Source organism: Streptomyces sp. NPDC002564 (genome assembly GCF_042889645.1).
Classification (GTDB): domain Bacteria; phylum Actinomycetota; class Actinomycetes; order Streptomycetales; family Streptomycetaceae; genus Streptomyces.
Genome location: NZ_JBIARE010000010.1, coordinates 58,485 through 82,166 on the forward strand (window position 1 = coordinate 58,485; position 23,682 = coordinate 82,166).

The 23,682-nt window shown below is 69.9% G+C and carries 19 protein-coding genes and 2 pseudogenes; 12 read left to right on the plus strand and 9 right to left on the minus strand.

Annotated features, from left to right (window positions below; translation table 11 throughout):
- The first annotated feature begins 89 nt into the window (after positions 1 to 89).
- The gene (locus ACFYXE_RS29790; protein ID WP_389317781.1) at positions 90 to 923 is read left to right on the plus strand and encodes an SAM-dependent methyltransferase; all 834 of its coding nucleotides are present in this window, start codon (positions 90 to 92) and stop codon (positions 921 to 923) included.
- 48 nt (positions 924 to 971) lie between these two features.
- On the opposite strand, the gene ACFYXE_RS29795 is transcribed toward ACFYXE_RS29790, so the two are convergent.
- Both ACFYXE_RS29795 and ACFYXE_RS29800 read right to left on the minus strand, forming a co-directional pair.
- A complete protein-coding gene (locus tag ACFYXE_RS29795) occupies positions 972 to 1,910 on the minus strand; it encodes a helix-turn-helix domain-containing protein (protein WP_389317784.1) in 939 nt (312 codons plus the stop codon).
- 299 nt (positions 1,911 to 2,209) lie between these two features.
- Complete coding sequence (locus ACFYXE_RS29800) at positions 2,210 to 2,650, minus strand: MarR family winged helix-turn-helix transcriptional regulator (protein WP_389317787.1); 441 nt, start codon at positions 2,648 to 2,650, stop codon at positions 2,210 to 2,212.
- Positions 2,651 to 2,720: 70 nt separating this feature from the next.
- Here ACFYXE_RS29800 and ACFYXE_RS29805 point away from each other — a divergent pair, with 70 nt between their 5' ends.
- Positions 2,721 to 3,095: a cupin domain-containing protein gene (locus ACFYXE_RS29805; RefSeq protein WP_389317790.1), complete on the plus strand. Its 375-nt coding sequence runs from the start codon at positions 2,721 to 2,723 to the stop codon at positions 3,093 to 3,095.
- 101 nt (positions 3,096 to 3,196) lie between these two features.
- Here ACFYXE_RS29805 and ACFYXE_RS29810 read toward each other — a convergent pair.
- Positions 3,197 to 3,382 (minus strand): annotated as a pseudogene (locus ACFYXE_RS29810) (CorA family divalent cation transporter); the annotation flags it as partial.
- A 418-nt stretch (positions 3,383 to 3,800) separates the two neighbouring features.
- Here ACFYXE_RS29810 and ACFYXE_RS29815 point away from each other — a divergent pair.
- The 4 genes from ACFYXE_RS29815 (at position 3,801) to ACFYXE_RS29830 (ending at position 8,121) form a co-directional block, all read left to right on the plus strand.
- Positions 3,801 to 4,145, plus strand: a complete 345-nt coding sequence (locus tag ACFYXE_RS29815) for a helix-turn-helix domain-containing protein (protein WP_389317793.1) — start codon at positions 3,801 to 3,803, stop codon at positions 4,143 to 4,145.
- Positions 4,132 to 4,650, plus strand: coding sequence for an ImmA/IrrE family metallo-endopeptidase (locus tag ACFYXE_RS29820; RefSeq protein ID WP_389317796.1), 519 nt, complete (start codon positions 4,132 to 4,134; stop codon positions 4,648 to 4,650). The genes ACFYXE_RS29815 and ACFYXE_RS29820 overlap by 14 nt, the downstream gene beginning before the upstream one ends.
- A 634-nt stretch (positions 4,651 to 5,284) precedes the next feature.
- Entirely contained in the window at positions 5,285 to 6,292 is a 1,008-nt protein-coding gene (locus ACFYXE_RS29825; protein ID WP_389317799.1) for a cyclic GMP-AMP synthase DncV-like nucleotidyltransferase, read from the plus strand.
- Positions 6,289 to 8,121: a ThiF family adenylyltransferase gene (locus ACFYXE_RS29830; protein ID WP_389317802.1), complete on the plus strand. Its 1,833-nt coding sequence runs from the start codon at positions 6,289 to 6,291 to the stop codon at positions 8,119 to 8,121. The genes ACFYXE_RS29825 and ACFYXE_RS29830 overlap by 4 nt, the downstream gene beginning before the upstream one ends.
- On the opposite strand, the gene ACFYXE_RS29835 is transcribed toward ACFYXE_RS29830, so the two are convergent.
- Together ACFYXE_RS29835 and ACFYXE_RS29840 are read right to left on the minus strand one after the other, a co-directional pair.
- Positions 8,028 to 9,179 (minus strand): SAVED domain-containing protein, encoded by a 1,152-nt coding sequence (locus tag ACFYXE_RS29835; RefSeq protein WP_389317805.1) that lies wholly within the window; start codon positions 9,177 to 9,179, stop codon positions 8,028 to 8,030. The genes ACFYXE_RS29830 and ACFYXE_RS29835 overlap by 94 nt on opposite strands.
- Positions 9,180 to 9,360: 181 nt before the next feature.
- Entirely contained in the window at positions 9,361 to 9,678 is a 318-nt protein-coding gene (locus ACFYXE_RS29840; protein ID WP_389317808.1) for a hypothetical protein, read from the minus strand.
- A 617-nt stretch (positions 9,679 to 10,295) separates the two neighbouring features.
- Here ACFYXE_RS29840 and ACFYXE_RS29845 point away from each other — a divergent pair.
- Positions 10,296 to 10,905, plus strand: a pseudogene (locus ACFYXE_RS29845) (ISKra4 family transposase); the annotation flags it as partial.
- Between the two features lie 168 nt (positions 10,906 to 11,073).
- On the opposite strand, the gene ACFYXE_RS29850 reads toward ACFYXE_RS29845, so the two are convergent.
- The gene (locus ACFYXE_RS29850) at positions 11,074 to 12,228 is read right to left on the minus strand and encodes a magnesium and cobalt transport protein CorA (protein WP_389317811.1); all 1,155 of its coding nucleotides are present in this window, start codon (positions 12,226 to 12,228) and stop codon (positions 11,074 to 11,076) included.
- 257 nt (positions 12,229 to 12,485) lie between these two features.
- On the opposite strand from ACFYXE_RS29850, the gene ACFYXE_RS29855 reads away from it, so the two are divergent.
- Complete coding sequence (locus ACFYXE_RS29855; protein ID WP_389317814.1) at positions 12,486 to 13,631, plus strand: winged helix DNA-binding domain-containing protein; 1,146 nt, start codon at positions 12,486 to 12,488, stop codon at positions 13,629 to 13,631.
- Positions 13,632 to 13,709: 78 nt separating this feature from the next.
- On the opposite strand, the gene ACFYXE_RS29860 is transcribed toward ACFYXE_RS29855, so the two are convergent.
- On the minus strand, positions 13,710 to 14,546 hold the full coding sequence (locus ACFYXE_RS29860) for a helix-turn-helix transcriptional regulator (protein WP_361171045.1): 837 nt from the start codon (positions 14,544 to 14,546) through the stop codon (positions 13,710 to 13,712).
- A gap of 207 nt (positions 14,547 to 14,753) precedes the next feature.
- Between ACFYXE_RS29860 and ACFYXE_RS29865 the strand changes: the two genes are divergently transcribed.
- Together ACFYXE_RS29865 and ACFYXE_RS29870 are read left to right on the plus strand one after the other, a co-directional pair.
- Positions 14,754 to 16,439 carry an AMP-binding protein gene (locus ACFYXE_RS29865; protein WP_389317818.1) on the plus strand — a complete coding sequence of 562 codons (1,686 nt, stop codon included), beginning with the start codon at positions 14,754 to 14,756 and terminating at the stop codon, positions 16,437 to 16,439.
- Positions 16,436 to 18,067 (plus strand): AMP-binding protein, encoded by a 1,632-nt coding sequence (locus tag ACFYXE_RS29870; protein ID WP_389317821.1) that lies wholly within the window; start codon positions 16,436 to 16,438, stop codon positions 18,065 to 18,067. The genes ACFYXE_RS29865 and ACFYXE_RS29870 overlap by 4 nt, the downstream gene beginning before the upstream one ends.
- Here ACFYXE_RS29870 and ACFYXE_RS29875 read toward each other — a convergent pair.
- On the minus strand, positions 18,045 to 18,611 hold the full coding sequence (locus ACFYXE_RS29875) for a GNAT family N-acetyltransferase (RefSeq protein ID WP_389317824.1): 567 nt from the start codon (positions 18,609 to 18,611) through the stop codon (positions 18,045 to 18,047). The genes ACFYXE_RS29870 and ACFYXE_RS29875 overlap by 23 nt on opposite strands.
- A gap of 86 nt (positions 18,612 to 18,697) precedes the next feature.
- On the opposite strand from ACFYXE_RS29875, the gene ACFYXE_RS29880 reads away from it, so the two are divergent.
- Positions 18,698 to 20,053 (plus strand): MFS transporter, encoded by a 1,356-nt coding sequence (locus ACFYXE_RS29880; protein ID WP_389317827.1) that lies wholly within the window; start codon positions 18,698 to 18,700, stop codon positions 20,051 to 20,053.
- Between the two features lie 66 nt (positions 20,054 to 20,119).
- Here the strand turns inward: ACFYXE_RS29880 and ACFYXE_RS29885 are convergent, their stop codons facing one another.
- On the minus strand, positions 20,120 to 20,719 hold the full coding sequence (locus tag ACFYXE_RS29885; protein ID WP_389317830.1) for a hypothetical protein: 600 nt from the start codon (positions 20,717 to 20,719) through the stop codon (positions 20,120 to 20,122).
- Between the two features lie 382 nt (positions 20,720 to 21,101).
- Between ACFYXE_RS29885 and gcl the strand changes: the two genes are divergently transcribed.
- Positions 21,102 to 22,889: a glyoxylate carboligase gene (gene gcl / locus ACFYXE_RS29890; protein WP_389318180.1), complete on the plus strand. Its 1,788-nt coding sequence runs from the start codon at positions 21,102 to 21,104 to the stop codon at positions 22,887 to 22,889.
- The last annotated feature ends 793 nt before the right edge of the window (positions 22,890 to 23,682 follow it).

Sequence of the window (23,682 nt, forward strand, 5' to 3'; positions counted from 1 at the left end):
TGTAAGTGACCGGTCGGTATGGATAGAGGAACTGCAAGTGCAGTCCGCCCTGCACGCGGGGGAGGACGCCACGTATGCCTGGGGGAGCAATGGGGGGAACGCCCGTGCCGGAGCAGGACCACGACGCCGGTAGCGACTTACGCCAGGATCAGGCCCACAGCGCCCGCATGTACGACTACTACCTGGGCGGGAAGACGAACTACGCCGTCGACCGGGAAGCCGCCGAGCAGGTCATCAAGGCGTTCCCGGCGATAGAGACCGTCGCCCGGGTCAACCGGGCCTACATGCACCGTGCCATGCGCCACCTTGCGCAGTCGGGGGTGCGGCAGTTCCTCGACGTGGGCACCGGTATCCCCACCGCGCCCAACCTGCACGACATCGTCCAGCAGGTCGCGCCCGAGGCGCGGGTCGTCTACGCCGACAACGATCCCATCGTGCTCGTGTACGCCGACGCGCTCCTGGCCGGCAGTCCACAAGGGCGCACCGCCTATGTCCAGGCCGATGCCACCGATCCGGCCCGCCTGCTGGCCGCGGTCCGCGAGCAGGGCGTCCTGGACCTGACGAAGCCGGTGGCGCTGAGCCTGCACGCCCTGCTGCACTTCGTCCCCGACGACCGGGAGCCCGCCCGGATGGTGGCCGCGTTCCTCGACGAGCTGGCTTCCGGCTCCTACCTCAGCCTCACCCATTGCACCGGTGACTTCGACCCCGCGGCATGGAAGAAGATCATCGAAACCTACATCGCGCGCGGCACCCCGGCCCAGGTCCGCTCCCGCGAGGAGGTGCTGCCCTTCTTCGACGGCCTGGAGCTCCTGGATCCCGGTGTGGTGCTGGCCCACCAGTGGCATCCCGAGCCCGGCAGCGGCCCCGCGGTCCTGACCGACCGGCTCGTCTCCCTCTACGCGGGCGTCGCCCGCAAACCCTGACCGACCTCCCGGCGCCCGAAACGGCCCGGCAGACCTGTCTCCCTGTGGTCAGGAGCGGGGGTAGGTCCGGAGCAGGTCGTGCAGCCGTCGGCGGGTGGCCGCGGGGTTGAGCGAGGCGACCTGCAGGGCGTCGAACTTCTGCATCCGACGGTCCACCATGTCGGTGTCCTGGTAGGCCACCGAGCCGTCGAAGAGCTCGGCGTAGGCGACCGAGGGCATCATCGGCTCGTCGAAGTCGAAGATCGTCGTGGGCCCGATCTCGGTGTGCACCCGCGGATTGGACTGCTCGGCCAGACGCAGGTGAAAACGGCCGTGGTCCATCAGTTGCAGCAGGTGCTCGAACTGCTCCAACATGATCGCCGCCGTCCCCACGGGCCGCAGCAGGGAAGCTTCGTCCACCACGCCGAAGAACGACTTGCCCGCGTCCTGGGTGAACCGCCTCTGCCGCTCCGCCCGGAACTGCCACAACTGCTCGTGGAGGTCCTGGTCGCCGCGGCCGCGGCTGATCAGCTCCCGCGCGTAGGCGGGCGCCTGCAGCAGGCCGTTGAGGATCTGCGGCTCGTACGACCTGACCCGCACCGCCAGGTCCTCGCAGCTCACCATCGCCTCGAGGTAGGGATGGGACACCCCCTTCCACGGCTGCCACCAGGCCGGCTCGTTGGCGTGCGCCGCGCTCTCCCGTAAGCGCTCAGACTCCTCGCAGCTGGCCGCATACAGCGCCGCCAGCTGCTCCAGATCCACCGCCTTGGGGTTGAACGTTCCCGTCTCGATCCGGCTGATCTTCGACTCCGACCACTTCAGCCGCCGGGCGACGTCCTTCTGCATCAGGTCGGCCCGCCGCCTCAGCCCCCGCAGGAGCAGACCCAGCCGCAGCCGCTGCGCCGACGGCGCCGCCTCACTGTGCAGGAAACGCACACCACTGCGCCCGCCGGCCGGGCCCGACGCGCCACTGTCGTCTCCGCCGGCACTGGCCAGGTCCTTGACCACCAACACTCCTTGCTCGTTCGAGGGTTGCCCCAGGCGCCTATCCTGCAAGACCGGTCCGAAGCGTTGCTGTGGAATCGCAAAGGTTTCCAAGGAGGCGCATACGGTCGAAAACCGGCCCCGGGCGCGCTTCTCCAGAAGTACGAGGGCACTCCGCTGGCGGTCAACGTGGCGCCCGGTAGCGGCCCCTGGCGCATGTCGGGCACGGCGCGCCGCGTCAGGAAAAGGGGAACATTCACCCGTGTCGGTCCGGTCCCGGTCGGGGGTCTCCAGGACGGTGGGGCATCGGCTGGGTCAACGGCTCACCAGGCAGGGCGGATCGGTCCCGGCGGCGCCAAGAGGGTGAGATCGGCGACGAGTTGGCTGAAGCGCGCCTGGCCCAGTGTTTCTCGCCAGGGTGTGACGGCGGCACGGGCCGCCTGGTCGGCGGCCCGTGTGGCGGCCCAGCCGGTCTCGGTCAGTCCCAGGAGGCGGGCGCGGGCATCGTGCGGGTGCGGATGCCGTTCGACGTATCCCTTTCGGACCAGTTCCTCGACCAGCTGGGCGGCGGCCTGCTTGGTCACCCCGAGGTGCCCGGCGAGGGCGGCCGTGGTGGCGCCGCCTGCCGCGATACGGGCGAAGGCGAAGCCGTGCGCGGGTCGTACATCCTCGAATCCCTGCTCGGACACGTGGGTGTGGATCTCCTGCACCAGCTGTCCGGAGAGTGCCAGCACAAGTGTGGAGAAGGCCAGGGCGTCATCCATGGGCTTGACTATAACTCGTCAACCAGCTTGTCTATATAGACAAGCTGGTTGACTACAGGGGGGCTGGAGCATGCCGTTCATCCGCGCCGACGAGGCCGTGGTGCACGAGATCCACGGTGGCCGTTTCGTGTCCTACGTCCGTCCGGACACCGGCAGCAGGGATGTCGCCGCCTGGCGCGTCGAGATCCCGGCCGCCATGGTCGGGCCGACCCACACGATCAGTGAAGAGGAGACCTTCTACGTCCTCGCCGGTCGACTCCGGCTCACCATCGACGCCGAAAGCGCCGAACTCCGGGCAGGTGACGCGGCAGTGGCACCTGCGGGTTCCGAACTCGCGATCGCCAACACCACCGATCAACCCGCCCGCCTATGGGTCACCACACGCGTCGGGCTCACCGCCGAACTGGCTGACGGCACCACCTTCGCACCGCCCTGGGCCCAGTAGTCAGGGCCGCCGCTCGCCGGTCGAGCCCCGCGACAGCGCGGCCAGGCTCGGCAGGAGGTGCGCTTCCTTCGCGAACCCGACCGAAGGTCGCGTGCTCGACGCTACAGCCAGTCCCGCCGCTTGAAGATGAAGTACAGGCTGACGCAGACCATGGCCATGAGCAGGATCGCGAAGGGGTACCCGCCGGCCCACTTCAGCTCGGGCATCGTCTCGAAGTTCATCCCGTAGATCGTTCCCACCAACGTGGGCGCAAACAGGATGGCCGCCCAGGACGAGATCTTCTTGAAGGTGTCGTCCTCGCGGCGCTGACCTGCGGGAATCGGCTGGTGCCGTCCTTTGACCTGGGAGGATGGGCGTTTCCGAAGCTTTCATGTTGCTGTTCGTTTGCGTGGTCGATTCTCCCCAGTCGCTCCCCAACGAGGCTTCGTTCTCCCCAGAGTCTCCCCATGGCGCGGGTTGTGCCGGAACCCGGTTAGGCGGCGTCACGATACTGCGTCACCCGGGAGTGTCGGTCACACTCCGTTGCTGTCAGCCCTGCGGCGCCCTCTCTGACCGCGGGGTGCCGCGGGAAACGTGTGCAGCAAGGGTGGAGCAGGGAAGCTCGGGCCTTCTGTGAGCCATGTCGTGATGGTGAGGCGTGCTACGTGATCGATCGCCCGTTCGTCTCGGGCCTGGTAGCGCCGTAGCTGGGGAAGTAGGTTGTCAGTGAGGCTGGCATTGCTTGGGGGCAGCGTGGAGGAAAAGGCATTCAACACCGCTGTGGGGCGGCGCATCAGGGAGACCAGGATCAGAGCGCGGCTAACGCAAGAACTGCTGGGGCGCCAGGCCGGGGTGTCGCGGGCGTCGATCACGAACATCGAGAGCGGGACGCAGGCGCCTCCGCTGTACCGGCTCGTCCGTATCGCGGCGGCGCTGCACGTGCAGCCGGCCGAACTCCTTCCGCAGCTTCTGCCAGCGGAGGCCGCTGGTCTTCCGGCCCAGTACGCGGCCGATGTCGCTTCGGTGTGGTCTGACTCCGAGAATCTGAAAGATACTCATGGCCAGGGCTGACACCGCCGCGCGGGCTCTGCTGCAGGAGTTCGAGATCAACGCCGCTCCGATCGACCCGTTTGCACTGGCGGGGAGCCTTGATGTTCCTGTCGTGCTGAGGGACTTGGATGACGATGTCTCGGGCATGCTGCTGCGGCGGGACGGCCGATGTGTGATCGGTGTGAACCGTACCCATTCTCCCCTGCGGCAGCGATTCACCGTGGCGCATGAACTCGGGCACCAGCGGATACACCGTGGCCGCCCCTTGATCCTTGATACGGATACCCGGGTGAACTACCGCAATACGGTGTCGAGTATGGCGACGGACCGTGAGGAGGTTGAGGCCAACCGCTTCGCCGCCGCCCTGCTCGCTCCCGAGGCGCTGGTCCGGGGTGCGGTGCACCAGACCTCCTTCCGAACCGTAGGAGAACTGGTGGCCCAGTTGGGGCGCACATTCGCGCTGAGCGAGATCGCGATGACCTATCGCTTGATGAATCTGGGCATCATCTCGGGTCCCCCGCAATAGAGTTCAGGCGCTCGGCGTCTCCACAGGTGGCCGCCGCCGACCCGACTCGACCCGGGGGCACGCCCGGTGAAGTGATGTCAGCGAAACTGACTATCAAAAGATGCCTTGCGTGCTGGTCGCTGTGTGTGCTGTCATTGTTACGCCAGAGAGCAGGCAAGCTCTTTGGGGACAACGTGCACCTTGCCCAGCGTGTTGCCGGGCAGGTGACCACCTGACCAGGGTCGTACCGCATTGCATGCCGGGCCGTGACGACGGACCGCAGCACTGACCGGACGGCACCACTGCACGCGCGGTCTGCTCTATAGACGCCGCCCCAACCAGCCGAGCACAGGCGCCAGTCGGCCTCTGATCACGACGCTCGGGGCGCAAGGCGTCAGCACCGTCAGATGTACTCACTGACTGCCGTGGTATCCCGCACCCTCTTGGATACGCGGCCACTCCGTCACCTCTGCCCTGCGCGGACAGCCCCGTCGCACACCTCTCTCGTGTGCCCGTTGCGGCGAACCGGCCTGCCGGCACGTGGCCTGCGCGCTGCCCACGCCCAAGGACCGCGCAGCATTCCCCGTCTTGTGCGGCGCCCAAGCGTCGTACGGAGGGCAGGGCAACTCGCCGCGTCATCAAAGGAGAGACCCCCATGCAGCACGTCAACTGCTTCACCACGTTCCTGCGGGACGTCGTCAACCTCAGCCAAGCCAAGCTCGATCTCCTCAGCTCCCGGGTGGAGGCCATCTACCAGGCACTCAAGAACGACCCGGAGCTCGGACCGCTCATCCTCGGCAAGAAACCGCAGGGTTCGTGGGCGCAGCGCACCATCATCAACCCGGTCGGAGACAAGGAGTTCGACGCCGACTTTATGCTCCACCTCCAGGAACTCCTGGAGTGGGCGGGCGACCCCGCAACCTACATCGACAAGATCTACGCCGCGCTCCACCGGAACAGCACCTACAAGGGCATGCCGCACACCCGCAAATGCCGGTGTGTGCAACTGACCTACGCCAACTCCATGCACGTCGACATCGTCCCCTACCTGTGCCTCGCCGACGGCCGCGAAGTCATCGTCAACCGTGACGAGAACCGGTTCGAGCCGACGAACCCCGCCGGGTTCACGGCTTGGATGAAAGAGAAGGACGACATCGCAGGTGGCAACCTTCGTAAGGTCATCCGCCTGATGAAGTACCTGCGTGACCACAGGAACTCTTTCACCGGAACCCGCTCCATCATCCTCACCACACTCCTCGGCGGACGCGTCACCCAGGCCACCGCCCTACTCGAGACGGGCTGCTACGCCAACGTGCCCACCGCGCTCCTCACCATTGTCGAAGACCTCGACGAATGGCTGCAGGCCCGCCCCTACAAGCCCTCCATCCCCGACCCGTCCCAATCGGGCCTCACCTTCGACCACCGCTGGAACCAGGCCACTTATGCCTACTTCCGCGACCGGATCCACACCCACGCACGAGAGATACGCGCGGCCTACGAGGAGACGGACCCCACTACCAGCCTGCGCCTGTGGCGGGATCTGTTCGGCGACCGCTTCCCCGAGCCGCCCGAGGCGTCCTCCTCGTCCACCACCCCGGCGGCCGGTCTCAAGTTCCCGGTGCCGCCCCTGATCACCCCCACCCGAACTGGACGTGCCGGATGACCAAGCGCAGGCCACCCGCTCTCAAGGCGAACCCGTGGCAGCAGGACCTGTTGTCCGGTCTCAAAGCTCTTGCCGCCCAGTACCCAGCAGACCTCCGGGTCCTGGGCGGCCCCCAAATCCTGCCCAACGGCACGGCTCTGGTTTCCATCCGCCTGTTCACCGCCGACATCCCGCACGTCGAGGGCGGTCTTGCTCTGGGCGAGGCAGAGGAGTTCATCGTTGGCCTCCCGCCCACCGAGCGGGTGCCTCCGCAGGTACTGACCCCGCACACCCGCTTCGCCGGCACCCCGCATGTGCTGGAGGGAGTGCGCCTGTGCATCTACCTTGACGCCGCCCGCGAGTGGAACCCCGAAGGAGGCATCCCCGCCGTCCTGAACCGACTGTGGCAGTGGCTCACGGACGCTGCTTCCAACCGATTCGACGCCACTACCGCCCTGTACCACGCCGTCGGGGGAGTCCTCCACCGCACCGATGGCACACCCACCATCGTTGCCCGGGAACCGGACGAGCACCGCACCACGCACACCGCCTGGCTCACCCCACGCTCCGGTCAGCGACTCGACCTGTCCAGCCACCGGGTCAGCGAGCACAGTCAGCGCCTGCCCGTACTACCCCTCAGTCATCATCTGCCGCTGGCGGCCGGTCACACCCTCGCCGCTCTCCTCGACCGCATCGACAACCCCACGCCCAACGAAACAAGAACCCCCCACCAGACCCGACGTTCCTCATCTGCCTTCTTGACGGCTCTGACCCAAACAGCCCGCCGTAACCCCCAGGGAACCAGTCAGTACTTCCTCCTCGCCGTACCCCACCCCCGTCTCCCAGCAGACCCTCGCTTCCTCCTGGTCGGCCGCCTGCCCACCCCGGCCAGTGACGCCCTCCGTCGCATACCCCGCATCCAACAAGGCCCATTCGCACTGCCAGCCGAGGTACGCGACAGCGCCATCGAATGGTGTTACCTCTCTGACGAACGGGAAGCCGTGACCACTCGCCGTGATGTCCAACGACCCGTCAACGCCTTCTACAACACACACGTTCATCTCTGGGGCTGCGGCGGAATCGGTTCCTGGGCCGCAGAACTGATTGCCCGCGCAGGAGCCGCCCGTATCAGCCTCACCGATCCCGGCACCCCCATCACCGGAGGATTGCTCGTGAGACAGAACTACACCGAGTCCGACATCGGCGAGAACAAAGCGGTAGCCCTGGCCAAACGCCTCCTCAGCCTGCGCGACGACCTCACCGTCGACATCTGTCCGTCGCCACCCTCACCTGAATTGTTCGACGCAGCCCACCAGGCCGACGTCGTCATCGACGCCACTGTCAGCATCACCGCGGGACGATACCTCGACCTCCTGGCACGCCTCCCCGGCCGCAAAGCAGTGCTAGCTCAGATGGCCACCGACGTCACCACGGCCAGTCATGGCATCCTTACGGTCTCAGCCCCCGGCACCATCCACGGCCCAGCGTTCATTGATCGCACCACCGGCAAGCATGTTCTGGCCGATTCCACCCTGGAGCGGTACCACCCACTGTGGAGCGAACCACAGTCGGGCCAGGAGATCCGACCCACGCGTGGCTGCTCCGTGCCCACTTTCCACGGAGCCGCTGCCGACCTCGTCGGCATCGCCGCGAGTCTCATCACCCTCCTGGGCACGCAGATGCACCACCCAGTTTCCGGAACCCACCTGTGTGCTCAGCCGCACACCGGAACCCAACCGGCTCAGCACTTCGTCCCCTACACCGCCCATCCCGAAGACCCGCCAGCCGCGCTGGTCACTGTCCCCACGCCTGACCCGCTGTCTCCGCCCACCTCAAGTGTCGGCACGTAGCATCCGGCCAGCCGCTCGTAGACCACCAACTGTGGGTGAACCTGCGGGTGATGGACACGGCCCAGTACGATCGCGGCGGACATGGGCAACGCGGACAGCACATGCAGGCGCTTCAACATCTTCACCTCTGCCTCAGGTTCGGCGAAGAAGCCCCGAAGCGCCTCCGTGAAGCGCTTTAGGCAGCCGCGAGCAGCCATGATGTCCGGGCTCGTCGGCGCCCCAACCGGACGAATCTCCCAGCGACGCATTCCACGCAGCGGCGTCGGCACTTCCTGTGCCCCGATAGCCCCCGACACGTTGATGAGCACTACGGCCTCACTCCCGGACGGCACATCGTGATCGACCCGTGCGGTGAAACTCGGGGCCAGACCGTCCTCCTCGCGCCACACCCACGACTCGTCCTCACGGTGCCGCTGGTAGATGTCCGTAGGCACCGTGTCGTCCAGCCGGGAACCCAGATGCACCAGCAGCGGCAGGCGTGCGAAGCCGAACACGCTCACATGCCGCACGGCATCGCGCGTGATGCCGGGCCGTAACTGCCGTTCGATCACGTCGTCGACCAGTTGGGTCGCCATGCGGTAGTACGAGCGACCGGCAGCAACTTGCGACGCCGTGCATGGGGCGGCCAGCGATTCGCCGGGCACACCACGCAGGTCGATTTCGAGGCCATGGCGCGTGTAGGACTCCAGGAACAGCGGATATCGGTCCCTGGCGATGACCGCAGCCGCAGCCGTCTGCCGGGACAACTCCACCTGATTGCCGTGCACCGAACCCACCATGCGCACCACCGTGGTTGCGCGGTCCGAACCAAGACCCGTCACATGCCGAATCCGGTCCTCATGGTCTTGCTTGACCCGGCGCAGCTTCTCCACCGTGAACAGTTCCAGCCCGCCTGCTGCATCGACCTCATCGTGCTGATCGGCGCACAACAGCATCAAATTGTCCGCATCCTCCCTCTGCGCGCGGTCCAGTGGATGCTCACCCCGTGGAGAGCGGACGGTGCTGCCGCGGCCGACGATGTGAGCCAGCTCGCCAAGATTCAGCGTTCGCCACGACATGGAACCCTCCAACAGGTAGGCGTTGCAGAGTGCGCACCTGCCCCCACTGCGCACCCATACCTCCCGGCGTACCAGTTCGGACGGCTTGCCACTCGCACCTCGTGTCCTGTCATGACTCTTCACGGTGCCCGCCCTTCGAACCAGTTGATACTCGCTCCTCGAAGCTATGCTGCAACGGCCGTTACCTCGAATGGACTTGACAAACTCCGGGGCGGCCGGTCTCGATCATGGTGGGGAAGATGGCCCCCGAGTGGGCACGGAAGAGGTACCGGAAGCCGACCCTCATGCGAGGGCCGTACTCGCGTGGAGCCTTGGCTACGTCCACCAGGAAAGGCCCCTCGCTGCCGGGCTCCGTCCAGACGTCGCAGATGCCGACCTCTTCGGTCAGTAAGCGCAGGGCCACCCCACTGAGTGAGTCGTCCTGGACCTCTGGGGCCAGCTCGGCGAGGGAGTAGCCGCCGCCGTGCCGCAGGGACAGCACTCGGTGGAGCTCGTCCACGATGATCGCCCCCGCTGCCTCATTTGCCGTGCAGACTTTGATCTTTTGCGACGGGAGTATGCGGACCAAGACGGTGGGTCGGTGACCCCAGGTGCTTCGCGTGCCATGGGGCCAACGGGAAGGGGTGCGTGGTGACATGGGCCACCTTGGCTTTGGGGATCCTCGCGCTCTTGGGTCTCTTGGGGCTTCTGCTGTCCCAAGCCCGTGTCGTGTTGACGAACCTGATCGCTGTCGTGCGCACATGGCACGAGTTGCGGGCGGTGCTGCGCGAGCGAGCATCGGGGATGAGCCAGGAAGCCGATCCGCCGAGCGGACCAGGTCCTTGATCTGGGCTGCATGCAACATGCGGTGCCTGATCTCCCGCACAGTGGCGCGGCCCTTCCTGTCCACATCCTGATCGGTCAATACCGTCGGTGACGGTTCGGCACAGCCGGGGAGGGCCGGGGTGAGCCACGCAGGAAACGGCGAAGGGTGTAGCTCTCTTCCGGGGACGGCCCCGATGGTTTGAGCTGGGAGATCGTGGTTGTGGGTGATGGCGGCGTGGTCGGGTCTCTACCGGGTGGGTGGAGGAGGCGACGCTGATGGGGTCGTTGATCGGGGAGTTGGAGGCGCGGGAGGCGGCGGCCCAGGCCCGCGACCGCGACCACGTGCGGACCTGGGTCGTCCTGGTCGACGGCGCCCGCCACCAACTCGACCCGATCCGCGCCGAAGCCGACCGGCGCGGGATCACCGTGTAGGTCCTGCTCGACATCGTGCACGTCAGCGAGTACATCTGGGCTGCCGCGCACAGCTTCCACCGGCCCGGCACCCCGGCAGCCGAAGCCTGGGGCGCCGGGCATCTGACCACGATCCTCCACGGCCGGGCCAGCCGCGGAGATCACCGCGCAGGCGGAGCGGGCCGGCCTGCGCGGAGCGAAACGCGAAGCCGCAGCCACCTGCGTCCGCTACCTGGGCGGCCACCTTGACCAACTCTGCTACGAGACCGCGTTGGCCGAGGGCTGGCCGATTGCCACCGGCCCGATCGAGGGCGCATGCAGGCATCTCATCGGCGACCGTTTGGAGATCACCGGGGCAAGGTGGGGGCTGAGCGGCGCCGAGGCCGTCCTCAAACTCAGGGCGGTGAAGGACAACGGTGACCTCGACGCCTACTTCGCCTTCCATCTCGCCCGCGAGCACGAACGGCTCTATTCCACCTCTGACCAGCACGACTACGACCTCACGGTCTGAACCGCAGGCGTCTCCCGGGGAGAGCTACACCCAACGGCGAATGACGTGCGGCGGGTGATGGCCCGCTCCCCAGCGCCGCGCATTCTCCCCAGATTCTCCCCAGGGGGCCGGGAGAGCCCTTCTGAACCCTTCGCGTACGCGAAGTCGAGCAAGCCTACTGGTTCCCCGCTACAGCCAGTCCCGCCGCTTGAAGATGAAGTACAGGCTCACGCACACCACTGCCATTAGGCCGATCGCGAACGGATAGCCGAACGCCCAGTCCAGCTCGGGCATCGCGTCGAAGTTCATGCCGTAGATCGTTCCCACGAGTGTGGGTGCGAACAGAATTGCCGCCCAGGACGAGATCTTCTTGATCTCCTCGTTCTGTTCGAAGCCCGCCTCCGCCAGCGCCCGCATCTCCGCGTTCTGCTGCTGGGTCACCAGTGTCGCGTTGACCGTGAGGATGTCCGCGAGGGCCTGGCGGAAGCCGTCGACGCGTTCGCTGGTGTGCGTGACGTGGTCGGCCACGTCACGCAGGTAGCGCTGGAGTTCCTCGTCCGTGCCGTACTTCGCGAAGCCCGCCATCAGGGCGTGCAGCATGCCGACCAGGGGGCGGGTGGCGCGCTGGAACTCGACCATCTCGCGGGAGAGTTCGTAGATGCGGCGGGAGACCGCGGGGTCGCCGCCGAACACCTCGGTCTCGATCTCGTCGATGTCGTTCTGCACACCGGCGACGACCGGGGCGTAACCGTCGACCACCGCGTCGAGGATCGCGTACAGCACCGCCTCGGGGCCGAGTGCGAGGAGGCCGGGGCTCTCCTCCAGGCGGCGGCGGACGCCGGAGAGGTCGGGGGCGGCGCCGTGCCGGACCGTGACGACGAAGTCGGGGCCGACGAAGACGTGCAGCTCGCCGAAGTCGACCTCCTCGGACGCGTCCAGGTAGCGCGCGGCCCGCAGGACGACGAAGAGCGTCTCGCCGTAGCGCTCCAGCTTCGGGCGCTGGTGGGCCTCCAGCGCGTCCTCGATGGCCAGCTCGTGGAGGTCGAACTCGGCTGCCAGGGAGATCAGTTCGGCCTCGGTCGGGCGGGCGAGGCCGATCCACGCCATGCCGTCCGGCTCGTCACGCAGCTCGCGGAAGGTGTCCGCGAGGGACATTGGCGTCGCCACCCGTACGCCGTCGCGGTACAGCGCCGCCTCGACGAGGGCGTCCGCACCCGCCTCGGGGGAAACCTCCGCCACGGCGGAGTCCGCCTCCGGTGCCGGTGGGTCCGTCGGCGTCCGTGCCGTGCGCCGCCACGCGTGCTTCTTCGCGGCCGGTGCCGGACGGGATCGGCGTTCCGCCATGCTTTCCGCCTTCCCTCGTCCGTCTTCCGCGGGCCGTGCCGTTCCTGTCGAGCCGCGGGTCCCTCACGTCGTGCCGCCCACGTCGTGCCGCTCCGGCGCGCCCGACCGGCCCGGGGGCCGACCGCTCCCGCCGGTCTCCGGGCAGGATATACGGGCCAAAAGGCGCACGGCTGACGAGGCGGCGGCGCGCGGTCCCCGAGCGGCGCGGCGGGACTTGCGGACCGGATGTGTCCGCAAGCCCCGCTAGCGTGCCGACCATGACCAAGACGACGCACCGGGCCCCGGCCGGCACCGCCCCCGTCCTCGGGGTGCGCGCCCTCAACCGCGCCACGCTCGACCGGCAGCTCCTCCTGCGCCGCTCCGCGGACCTGTCCGTCGGGGATGCCGTCGCCCACCTCGTCGGTCTCCAGGCGCAGAACGTGAAGCCGCCGTACCACGCCCTCGCCGCGCGTCTCGAGGACTTCGACCCGGCCGGGCTCTCCGCGCTCCTGGAGTCCCGCGACCTGGTCCGGATGGTGACGATGCGCTCGACCATCCATCTGCACACCGCCGCCGACGCGCGCACGCTGCGGCCGCTCGTGCAGGGCGCGCTCGAACGCGAGCTCTCGGCCTTCCGGAAGGGGCTGGCAGGCGTCGACCTGACCGAGCTCGCCGCGCTCGCCCGCGAGGCCGTCGAGGCGGAGCCCCGCACGCCGAAGCAACTGCGCGAGCTGCTCCTCGTCCGCTGGCCCGACGCCGACCCCCAGTCCCTCGGCATCGCCGCCCGGTGCACGCTGCCGCTCGTCCAGGTCACCCCGCGCGGACTGTGGCGGCGCGGCGGGCAGGTCGCGCTCACCACCGTGGGGGCGTGGCTCGGCGGCGACGAGGGGACGGTCCCCGCGCCCGACGACACCGTCCTGCGCTACCTCGGCGCCTTCGGGCCCGCCTCCGTCAAGGACCTGCAGACCTGGGCCGGGCTCACCCGCATGCGGGAGGTCTTCGAGCGGCTACGGCCCGGGCTGCGCACGTTCCGCGACGAGAACGGCGTCGAGCTGTTCGACCTGCCCGACGCGCCGCGGCCCGACCCGGACACCCCGGCCCCGCCCCGCTTCCTGCCCGAGTTCGACAACCTCCTCCTCTCGCACGCCGACCGGGCCCGTGTCGTGCCCGCCGCGTACAAGGGGCGCACCTGGAAGGGGAACGTCTCCTACCCCGTCTTCCTGCTCGACGGATTCCTCGCCGGGGTGTGGCGCCTGACGCAGGACACGGAGGGCGGGACGGCCCTCCTGACCATCGAGCCGTTCGAGCCGCTCCGGCGCGGTCAGCGGGAGGAGCTGACCCGCGAGGCCGAGCGGATGCTGACGCGGATCGCCGGGGCCTCCTCCTCGTACGACATCCGCTTCGGGACCGTCATCGACGCCTGACAGAGGGCGGACGGGCCGCCCGGCGGCCGTCGGAACAGCGCCCGTATCCCCGTACCCCGTACCCCGTACCAGGGGGCGCTACGGCAGCAGTCCCGCGCGCCGCGCCGCCACCACTGCCTCCAGGCGGGTGTGCGCGCCCAGCTTGCGCATCGCCGAGCGCAGATAGCCCTTCACCGTCTCCGGGCGCAGGCCGAGCCGTTCGGCGGCTGCCGCGTTCGTGACGCCCGCGGCCACGCACGACAGGACGTCGACCTCGCGGGGGGCGAGGGAGACGGGGCGGTCCCCGGTGGGTTCCGGGACCGTCGTCGCCGACTCCAGACGACCGCAGACCAGGAGGAGTTCGGCCCGCAGGGCCGGATCGGCGATGCGCGGGGCCAGGGCCCGCAGCGCGCCGTGCGCCTCGCGTACCTGCTCCCACGCCTCCGGGCCCGCCACCGGCTCCCGGGCCGCCGAGAGCAGCGAGCGCACCTCGTCGCGCACGGCGAGGGACTGCTCCACGTCCCGGGCCGCCGCCACCGCCGCCGACAACGTCCGGTCGCCGAGCGGCTGGGCCGCGCGCAGCGCGCCGTACAGGACCCCGCGCACCCGGCGCCGCACCACGACCGGCACCGCGAGCACCGAGCGCAGGCCCTCGGCCGCGACCGCCGCGTCGTACTCGTGGCTGATGTGCCGCGACCCGTGGTAGTCGGTGACCGCACACGGCCGGGACAGGGCGACGGCCTTGCCGCCGAGGCCGTTGCCGGACGAGATGGCCAGCCCGTCGAGGGCGCACGTCCCCGTGCCGCTCAGCTCGCCGATCCGGACCTGCTGCGCTCCGTCGAGGAGCCCGCCGAAGGCCACCGGCAGCCCCGTGCCCCGGCGCAGCCGCAGCAGAGCGGCCCGTATCTCCACGGTCTCGCCGCCGTCAGCCGACACGCGTCCGCCCTTTCCCTCCGCGACACCCCCGTCCGGGGGTGGTGGATCCGCCTCACGAATTACACGATGTTACGCAGCGTCCGGCAATGCGTACGGCAAAGCGTCCGGCCATGCGTACGGCACGGCTTCCCGCGGTGCGTGCGCGGCACGGGCGTGACGTGATCCACCGCGTGAACCACGAGAGCGCGGGACCGACTAGGGGTGCACATGACGACGAACGGGACGAGCGCCACGGAACAGTTCCGTACCGCACGGGACTTCCTGCTGCGGCACCGAGAGGACTACGCCACCGCATACGAAGGCTTCGCCTGGCCGCGGCCCGAGCGGTTCAACTGGGCGCTCGACTGGTTCGACGTCATCGCCGAGGGCAACGAGCGGACCGCGCTGCACATCGTCGAGGAGGACGGCACGGAGAGCCGGTCCTCCTTCGCGGGGCTGTCCGCCCGCTCGGACCGTGTCGCCAACTGGCTGCGCGGCCGGGGCGTCCGGGCGGGCGACCGGATCGTCGTGATGCTCGGCAACCAGGTCGAGCTGTGGGAGATCGCCCTCGCCGCGATGAAGCTGCGCGCCGTCGTCATCCCGGCGACCCCGCTGCTCGGCCCGGCCGACCTGCGCGACCGCATCGACCGGGGCCGCGCCCGGCACGTGATCGTGCGGCCCGAGGACGCCGCGAAGTTCGACGACGTCCCCGGCGACTACACGCGGATCGTCGTCGGCGGGGACGCCGGGGCGGGCTGGGTGTCGTACGCCGGTGCCGACGACGCCCCCGAGGCCTTCGAGCCCGAGGGGATCACCCTCGCGGACGACCCGCTGATGCTCTACTTCACCTCGGGCACCACGGCACGCCCGAAGCTCGTCGAGCACACCCATGTGTCCTACCCCATCGGGCACTTGGCGACGATGTACTGGATCGGGCTGCGGCCCGGCGACGTCCATCTGAACATCTCCTCGCCCGGCTGGGCCAAGCACGCCTGGTCGAACCTCTTCGCCCCGTGGAACGCCGAGGCCACCGTCTTCCTCCACAACTACACGCGCTTCGACGCCGGGCGGCTCATGGCGGAGATGGACCGGGCGGGGGTCACCTCGTTCTGCGCGCCGCCCACCGTGTGGCGCATGCTCATCCAGGCCGACCTGACCCAGCTGCGCACCCCGCCCCGGGAGGTCGTCGCCGCGGGCGAGCCGCTCAACCCCGAGGTCATCGAGCAGGTGCGGCGCGACTGGGGCGTCACCATCCGCGACGGCTTCGGGCAGACCGAGACCGCCGTACAGGTCGCCAACTCGCCCGGGCAGCCGCTGAAGCCGGGCTCCATGGGCCGCCCGACGCCCGGCTACACCGTGGTGCTCCTGGACCCGGTGACCGGCGAGCCCGGCGCCGACGAGGGCGAGATCTCCCTCGACCTGGGCGCCGACCCCGTCGGCCTGATGGCCGGCTACCACGGCGACCTCGACCGGACCGCGGAGGCCATGGCGGGCGGCCACTACCGCACCGGGGACATCGGCTCGCGCGACGCCGACGGCTACATCACCTACGTCGGCCGCTCCGACGACGTCTTCAAGGCGTCCGACTACAAGATCTCCCCGTTCGAGCTGGAGAGCGCGCTCCTGGAGCACGAGGCGGTGGCCGAGGCGGCCGTCGTCCCCGCGCCCGACCCGGTGCGGCTCGCCGTCCCCAAGGCCTATGTCGTGCTCGCCGAGGGTTTCGCGCCGGGCCCGGACACCGCGAAGCTGCTCTTCGAGCACTCCCGCGCGGTCCTCGCGCCCTACAAGCGGCTGCGCCGCATCGAGTTCGGGGCGCTGCCCAAGACCGTGTCCGGCAAGATCCGCCGCATCGAGCTGCGCGAGGCGACCGCCTCGGGTTCGGACGCGGAATACCGTGAGGAGGACTTCCGGTGAGCGACCTGTCCTGTTTGCCCGTCGGCGACCTGTCCTACGCGCACGGCACGAGCGGCACCCCGCTGCTCGGCGACACCATCGGGCAGAACCTGGACCGGGCCGTGGCGGCCTGGCCCGACCGGGACGCCCTGGTGGACGTCGGCGCGGGCACCCGGTGGACGTACGCCGAATTCGGCGCGGCCGTCGACCAGTTGGCGCGCGGCTTCCTCGGCTCGGGCGTCGCCAAGGGGGACCGCGTCGGGATCTGGGCGGTGAACTGCGCCGAGTGGGTGCTCGTGCAGTACGCCACCGCCCGCATCGGCGCGATCATGGTGAACATCAACCCCGCCTACCGGGCGCACGAGTTGGAGTTCGTGCTGCGGCAGGCGGGCATCTCCGTCCTGGTCGCCTCGCAGTCCCACAAGAGCAGCGACTACCGCGCGCTCGTCGACGAGGTGCGGCCCCGCTGCCCCGGACTGCGCGCCGTGCACTACATCGAGGACGGCTCCTGGGACGTCCTCCTGGACGCGGCCAGGGCCGTCGGGCCCGACGAGATCGCCGCCCGCGAGGCCGGGCTGAGCTGCGACGACCCGGTGAACATCCAGTACACCTCGGGCACCACCGGCTTCCCCAAGGGGGCCACGCTCTCGCACCACAACATCCTCAACAACGGCTACTGGGTGGGCCGTACGGTCGGCTACAGCGAGCAGGACCGGGTCTGCCTGCCCGTGCCCTTCTACCACTGCTTCGGCATGGTGATGGGCAACCTCGCGGCGACCTCGCACGGCGCGTGCATCGTCATCCCCGCGCCGTCCTTCGACCCGGTGGCCACGCTGCACGCCGTCGAGCGGGAGCGCTGCACCTCCCTCTACGGGGTGCCGACGATGTTCATCGCCGAGCTGAACCTCGCGGACTTCGCGACGTACGACCTGAGTTCGCTGCGCACCGGCATCATGGCGGGCTCGCCCTGCCCGGTCGAGGTGATGAAGCGCGTGATCGCCGAGATGCACATGGCGGAGGTCTCCATCTGCTACGGCATGACGGAGACGTCACCCGTCTCCACCCAGACCCGCCGCGACGACGACCTGGGCCGCCGTACCGGCACCGTCGGCCGGGTCCTGCCGCACGTCGAGGTCAAGGTGATCGACCCGGCGACGGGGGTGACGCTGCCGCGCGGCGCGTCCGGCGAGCTGTGCACCCGGGGTTACAGCGTGATGCTGGGCTACTGGGACGAACCCGAGCGGACCGCGGAGGTCATCGACGCCGGCCGCTGGATGCACACGGGCGACCTGGCGGTCATGGCGGACGACGGCTACGTCCGGATCGTCGGACGCATCAAGGACATGATCATCAGGGGCGGCGAGAACATCTACCCCCGGGAGATCGAGGAGTTCCTGTACGGCCACCCGAAGGTCGCCGACGTCCAGGTGGTCGGCGTCCCGCACGAGCGGTACGGCGAGGTGCCGCTGGCCTGCGTGATCGTGCGCGACCCCGGTGACCCGCTGACCCTGGAGGAGCTGCAGGCCTACTGCGAGGGGCAGTTGGCCCACTACAAGGTGCCGGCCGCGCTGCGGATCCTGGATTCCTTCCCCATGACGGTCTCCGGCAAGGTCCGCAAGATCGAGCTCAGGGAGCGGTACGGGCGGTGACGGGGCCCGCGGCGCCCGGCAGGTCGCGGCGCATGCAGAGGCGGGGCCACCGGTCGAGGCCGAGCTCCGCCTCGTGCGCGCGGACGGCGCGCAGCGCCGGGGTGAGCCCGGCGTCCGCGAGCGGGCGGAAGCCGAGCCGCGCGTAGTACGGCGCGTTCCACGGGACGTCGGTGAAGGTGGTGAGCGTCAGCGCCCGGGCTCCCTCGGCGCGGGCCCGGTCCGCCGCGTGCTCGATCAGGGCACGGCCGACACCGCGGCGGGCGGCGCGCGGGTGCACGGAGACCTGCTCGATGTGGAACACGGCGCCGCCCGCCTCGGCGAGGGGCTCACCGATCAGGTAGGCGACGGGGGCGCCGTCCGCGCGCTCCGGATCCACGGCGACCCAGGCGTGGCCCGCCCGGCGGAAGCGGTCCAGGTCCGCGACGGCGGGCGGCTCGTCGTCCGCGATCGCGGCCATGCCGAGCGCGCGGAACGGTTCGCCCGCCGCGCGTTCGATGTCCTGGAGCACGGGCAGTTCGGCCGCCGTGACGGGTCGGATGATCATGCGGCGAGTATGCCCCGCCCAAAACCCCTTGTGCCGCGGGGGGCCGACCGGCGATCGTGGGCCGGTCCGTCGGCCGACTCCGCGAGGTGAGTGTGCACCTGTCCACGTCCGGTGACCCCGAGAAGACCGGGACGGAGAACACCGGGACGGAAGAGACCGGGACGGAAGAGACCGGGACGGAAGAGACCGGGACGGAACGAGCCGGTGCGCAAGAGGCCGGCACGGCACCGGTGTCCGCCGGGCCGCCCGGGCTGAGCCGGGGCATGGTGCTGCTGCTCGCCGTCACCTGCGGCGTGGCCGTCGGCAACGTCTACTTCCCGCAGGCCGTCAGCCCGCTGGTCGCCGACGGGCTCGGCGTCTCGGCCGACACGGCGGCGTTCGTCGTGACCGCCACGCAGTTCGGTTACGCGGGCGGCATCTTCCTCCTCGTACCGCTCGCCGACCGTGTCCCGTACCGCACCCTCATCGTCACCCTGCTCTCCCTCACCGGCCTCGGCCTGCTCGGCGCGGGGGCCGCACCCGGCATCTCGCCGCTGATCGTGGCGAGCGTCCTCATCGGTGTCACCACCGTCGTCGCCCAGGTCATCGCGCCCACGGCGGCGGGCCTGGTCCCCGAGGAGCGCAGGGGCGCCGTCACCGGCACGCTCCTGAGCGGGTCGATCGGCGGCATGCTGCTGTCCCGCGTCTTCGGCGGCACCGTCGGGGAATGGCTGGGCTGGCGCGCCCCCTACCTCCTGACCTCGGCCGTCGCCCTGGTCATCGCGTGCGTCCTGGCCCGTGCGCTGCCGCGGTCGACCGCGGCCTCCCGGCAGCGCTACCCCGCGCTGCTCGCCGAGTCGCTGCGGCTGCTGCGCACCGAGCCCGAGCTGCGCCGCTCCGGTTTCTACCAGGCGATGCTCTTCGGCGGGTTCTCCGCCCTGTGGACCGGCGTCGCGCTGCTCCTGACCGGGCCGGAGTACGGCCTGGGCGCCTCGGCGGTCGGCGTGCTCGCCCTGGTCAACGCGGCGACCATGATCTGTACGCCGATCGCCGGGCGCCAGGTCGACCGGCGCGGGTCCGACGCCGTGAACCTCGTCTGCATCGTCGCCGTGCTCGTGGCGTCCGCGATCCTCTTCGCGGGGGGCCTCGGCGGGGTGCCGGGTCTCGCGGCGCTCGCGGTGGGGTCGCTGGTCCTCGACGTGGCGATGCAGTCGGGCACGGTCGCGAACCAGGTGCGGATCTTCGGGCTGAGCGACCGGGCCCGGGCCCGGCTCAACACGGCGTACATGACCTGCGCCTATCTCGGCGGAAGCATCGGGTCCTGGCTCGCGGTGCGGGCGTACGGCGGCTTCGGCTGGCCGGGGGTGTGCGGCCTCGTCGCGCTGATGGCGGCGCTGGCGCTCGTACGGCACGCCGTGCATCTGCGCGGGGGCGCGGGGCGGGCCTCCCGCACGCGCCGCTAGCGCCCCGCCCGGGCGGGGGCGGGGCCGAGCTCGTGCCCGGCTCGCGTCCCGCTCGCGCGGGGGGCGTCAGGCGCCCGCCGCGACCAGCTCGTCCGCCGCGCCGTTGACCGGCTGGGGCGTGCCGCTCACGTCCATGGTGAACAGCGGCACGCCCAGGCTGTCCGCGCGCTGTCTCGCCCCGTCGGTGTATCCGGCGAGGGAGAAGAAGGCGCAGTTCAAGGGGGTGTCGCCGGTGTCCGTCATGGCGGTCAGCCACAGGCACTCGATGTCCCGCAGGGTGGTGGGCCGGGGCGCGGGCTCGACCTGCGCCAGCATGCCGCGCGCGGAGATGCGGGCCCCGGAGGGCGGGCGCCGGGCGGCGCTGCGGGTGTTCAGGTAGCCGAGCCACCGCAGGTACAGCGCGGTCACGGTGACGGCGTCGCGCGCGTCACGGATCGTGACCGGCTGGAACGCGGGGCGGGGAGTGCTGCGGGGCGGCGGTGCGGGGGAGGGCGGCCCGGCGACGACCGGCACGCGCAGCACCGTGCCGCACGCGCAGTCCAGCTCCGGCCGGGGCCACTGGCCCGGGTGACCGCAGGCCCCGCACCGCACGGTGACCCATGCGTCGGCCCAGGCCCGTTCGGTGACCGGTGTCGCCGCCGCGTCCCCCGCCACCTGCGGGGTCACCAGGGCGCCGCACGCGCACGGGTAGGCCGGGGGAGCGTACAGATGCTTGCGCCGGCAGCCCGGGCACCGTACCGGCACACCACTGTCCGTCACCGTCACCACCGCCTGCCGCGTACGCCGGGGCCTTCGCCCCTCATCCTCCACCCAAGGGATGCCCGTCGGCTGCAAGTTGGGTCATCGCGTCCGAGGGGCCGCGGCGAGAGCTTCCCCCGGATCTCTCTTGACGGTCTCGGGCGGACCCGCTTACATTGCTTCCATATAGCAGAACATAATTTCCACAATGCGGAAACAGAAGCTCACCGCGGGGCGCGACGGGAGCCGGATCCGCCAGCCGTATCCGGCAGCCGAAGAGCTGTCGAAGCTGTCGAAGCAGGAGAACCCCATGGCTCGTATGACCGCTGCCCGCGCGGCAGTTGAGATCCTCAAGCGCGAAGGCGTCGTCAACGCGTTCGGTGTGCCGGGCGCCGCGATCAACCCCTTCTACAAGGCGCTCAAGGAGGGCGGTGGCATCGACCACACCCTCGCCCGCCACGTCGAGGGCGCCTCGCACATGGCCGAGGGCTACACCCGGGCCAACCCGGGCAACATCGGTGTCTGCATCGGTACGTCGGGCCCGGCCGGCACCGACATGATCACCGGCCTGTACTCCGCGATCGGCGACTCGATCCCGATCCTGTGCATCACCGGCCAGGCGCCGACCCACCTCCTGCACAAGGAGGACTTCCAGGCCGTCGACATCGCGACCATCGCCAAGCCGGTCACGAAGATGGCGGTCACCGTCCTGGAGGCCGCCCAGGTCCCCGGCGTCTTCCAGCAGGCGTTCCACCTGATGCGCTCGGGCCGTCCGGGCCCGGTCCTCATCGACCTGCCGATCGACGTCCAGCAGACCGAGATCGAGTTCGACCCGGAGACGTACGAGCCGCTGCCGGTCTACAAGCCGTCCGCGACCCGTGCCCAGATCGAGAAGGCGATCCGCTTCCTGGTCGAGTCCGAGCGCCCGCTGATCGTCGCGGGCGGCGGCATCATCAACGCCGACGCCTCCGACCTGCTGGTCGAGTTCGCCGAGATCACCAACACCCCGGTCGTGCCGACCCTGATGGGCTGGGGCACCATCCCCGACGACCACGACCTGAACGCGGGCATGGTCGGCCAGCAGACCGGCCACCGCTACGGCAACGCCACGTTCCTGGAGTCGGACTTCGTCCTCGGCATCGGCAACCGCTGGGCCAACCGTCACACCGGCTACAAGCTGGACGTGTACACCCAGGGCCGCACGTTCGTGCACGTCGACATCGAGCCGACGCAGATCGGCAAGATCTTCGCGCCGGACTACGGGATCGCGTCCGACGCCAAGGTCGCCCTGGAGCTGTTCGTCGAGGTCGCCAAGGAGCTCAAGGCCGCGGGCGAGCTCCCCGACCGCTCGGAGTGGGTCGCCTCCCACCTCAAGCGCAAGGAGACGCTGCAGCGCCGCACGCACTTCGACAACGTCCCGATGAAGCCGCAGCGCGTCTACGAGGAGATGAACAAGGCCTTCGGCCCGGAGACGCGCTACGTCACCACCATCGGCCTCTCGCAGATCGCGGGCGCGCAGATGCTGCACGTCTACAAGCCGCGGCACTGGATCAACTGCGGCCAGGCGGGCCCGCTCGGCTGGACCATCCCGGCCGCGCTCGGCGTCTCCAAGGCCGACCCGGAGACCCCCGTCGTCGCCCTCTCCGGCGACTACGACTTCCAGTTCATGATCGAGGAGCTGGCGGTCGGCGCGCAGCACCGCATCCCGTACGTCCACGTCCTGGTGAACAACGCCTACCTGGGCCTGATCCGTCAGGCGCAGATCGGCCTGGACATCAACTTCCAGGTCAACCTGGAGTTCGAGAACCAGAACAGCCCCGAGCTGGGCGTCTACGGCGTCGACCACGTCAAGGTCGCCGAGGGCCTGGGCTGCAAGGCGATCCGCGTCACCGAGCCCGACGAGCTGCTGCCGGCCTTCGAGCAGGCCAAGAAGCTCGCCGCGGAGTTCCGCGTCCCGGTGGTCGTCGAGGCGATCCTGGAGCGCATCACCAACATCTCGATGAGCCCCACGGCCGACATCAGCGCGGTCAAGGAGTTCGAGGAGATCGCGACGGAGCCGGGCCACGCGCCGACGGCGATCCGTCCGCTGAAGGTCTGACACACGGCTTTCTGAGCCACTGACAGGGGCGGTCCACCCGGCGGGGTGGACCGCCCCTTCGGCGTGCGTGCCGGGCGCTCTCTTCGTGCGCCTGGCCGGGTGCACGAGGCCGTCGGTCGGGCCGTCGACCACCTCGTGGGGCCGGACGAGCGCCCGCGTCCGTATCCGCGGGGAGTCCGGCATCCCGTCGCCCGGAGAGAGCGGTTGGTACCGTCGAGCGGCTCCTTGTACGCGAGGACGAGAGGGCCTGACCTCGTACGCCAGGGCACGAGGGGACGAGGACCCGCCCTCGTACGCGAGGACGTAAGGCCCCCCGGACGGCCCCCGACGGACAGCGGCCGGGCAACGGGCGGGCGGACGACAGGCGGGCGGACAGCGGCCGGGCAACGGGCCGGCGGACAATGGAAAGAGCGCCGAGCACGGGACCGTCCGTGCTCGGCGCTCTGGCCTGATGTGATGTGACGTTGTGACCGCCCGACGGCGCGCGACTGGCGGAACATGCATGCGCGCTGCCGGGCGGAGCTCTCGGTTCCGCCGGGGCGGGCGGAGGATGTCGGCTGGGACCGCGGCGGCCGGCGATGGACCGTGAATTCCCCTCCCTCAGGTCGAGAAGGAAGTCACCGGACCTTGACCACCGCACTGGCTCGCAGAGCCGCCGCGGACCCGTGCCTGTCCGCTTCAGCGGACGTGCCCGCGGTGCTCACGGGACCACCCCTCATCCGGGTCCGTGGCGGTGCGGGCTCAGCACCGGCGAGTCGACCTCCCGTCAACTCACCGGCGCAGCCTGGGAGTT

What these genes read in the sequence shown, in the direction of transcription:
- ACFYXE_RS29800 (WP_389317787.1), bottom strand. Translation starts at nt 2,650, where the DNA reads ATGGATGACGCCCTGGCCTTCTCCACACTTGTGCTGGCACTCTCCGGA.
- ACFYXE_RS29805 (WP_389317790.1), top strand. Translation starts at nt 2,721, where the DNA reads ATGCCGTTCATCCGCGCCGACGAGGCCGTGGTGCACGAGATCCACGGT.
- ACFYXE_RS29865 (WP_389317818.1), top strand. Translation starts at nt 14,754, where the DNA reads ATGACGACGAACGGGACGAGCGCCACGGAACAGTTCCGTACCGCACGG.
- ACFYXE_RS29825 (WP_389317799.1), top strand. Translation starts at nt 5,285, where the DNA reads ATGCAGCACGTCAACTGCTTCACCACGTTCCTGCGGGACGTCGTCAAC.
- ACFYXE_RS29875 (WP_389317824.1), bottom strand. Translation starts at nt 18,611, where the DNA reads ATGATCATCCGACCCGTCACGGCGGCCGAACTGCCCGTGCTCCAGGAC.
- ACFYXE_RS29835 (WP_389317805.1), bottom strand. Translation starts at nt 9,179, where the DNA reads ATGTCGTGGCGAACGCTGAATCTTGGCGAGCTGGCTCACATCGTCGGC.
- ACFYXE_RS29830 (WP_389317802.1), top strand. Translation starts at nt 6,289, where the DNA reads ATGACCAAGCGCAGGCCACCCGCTCTCAAGGCGAACCCGTGGCAGCAG.
- ACFYXE_RS29850 (WP_389317811.1), bottom strand. Translation starts at nt 12,228, where the DNA reads ATGGCGGAACGCCGATCCCGTCCGGCACCGGCCGCGAAGAAGCACGCG.
- ACFYXE_RS29790 (WP_389317781.1), top strand. Translation starts at nt 90, where the DNA reads ATGGGGGGAACGCCCGTGCCGGAGCAGGACCACGACGCCGGTAGCGAC.
- ACFYXE_RS29820 (WP_389317796.1), top strand. Translation starts at nt 4,132, where the DNA reads ATGGCCAGGGCTGACACCGCCGCGCGGGCTCTGCTGCAGGAGTTCGAG.
- gcl (WP_389318180.1), top strand. Translation starts at nt 21,102, where the DNA reads ATGGCTCGTATGACCGCTGCCCGCGCGGCAGTTGAGATCCTCAAGCGC.
- ACFYXE_RS29855 (WP_389317814.1), top strand. Translation starts at nt 12,486, where the DNA reads ATGACCAAGACGACGCACCGGGCCCCGGCCGGCACCGCCCCCGTCCTC.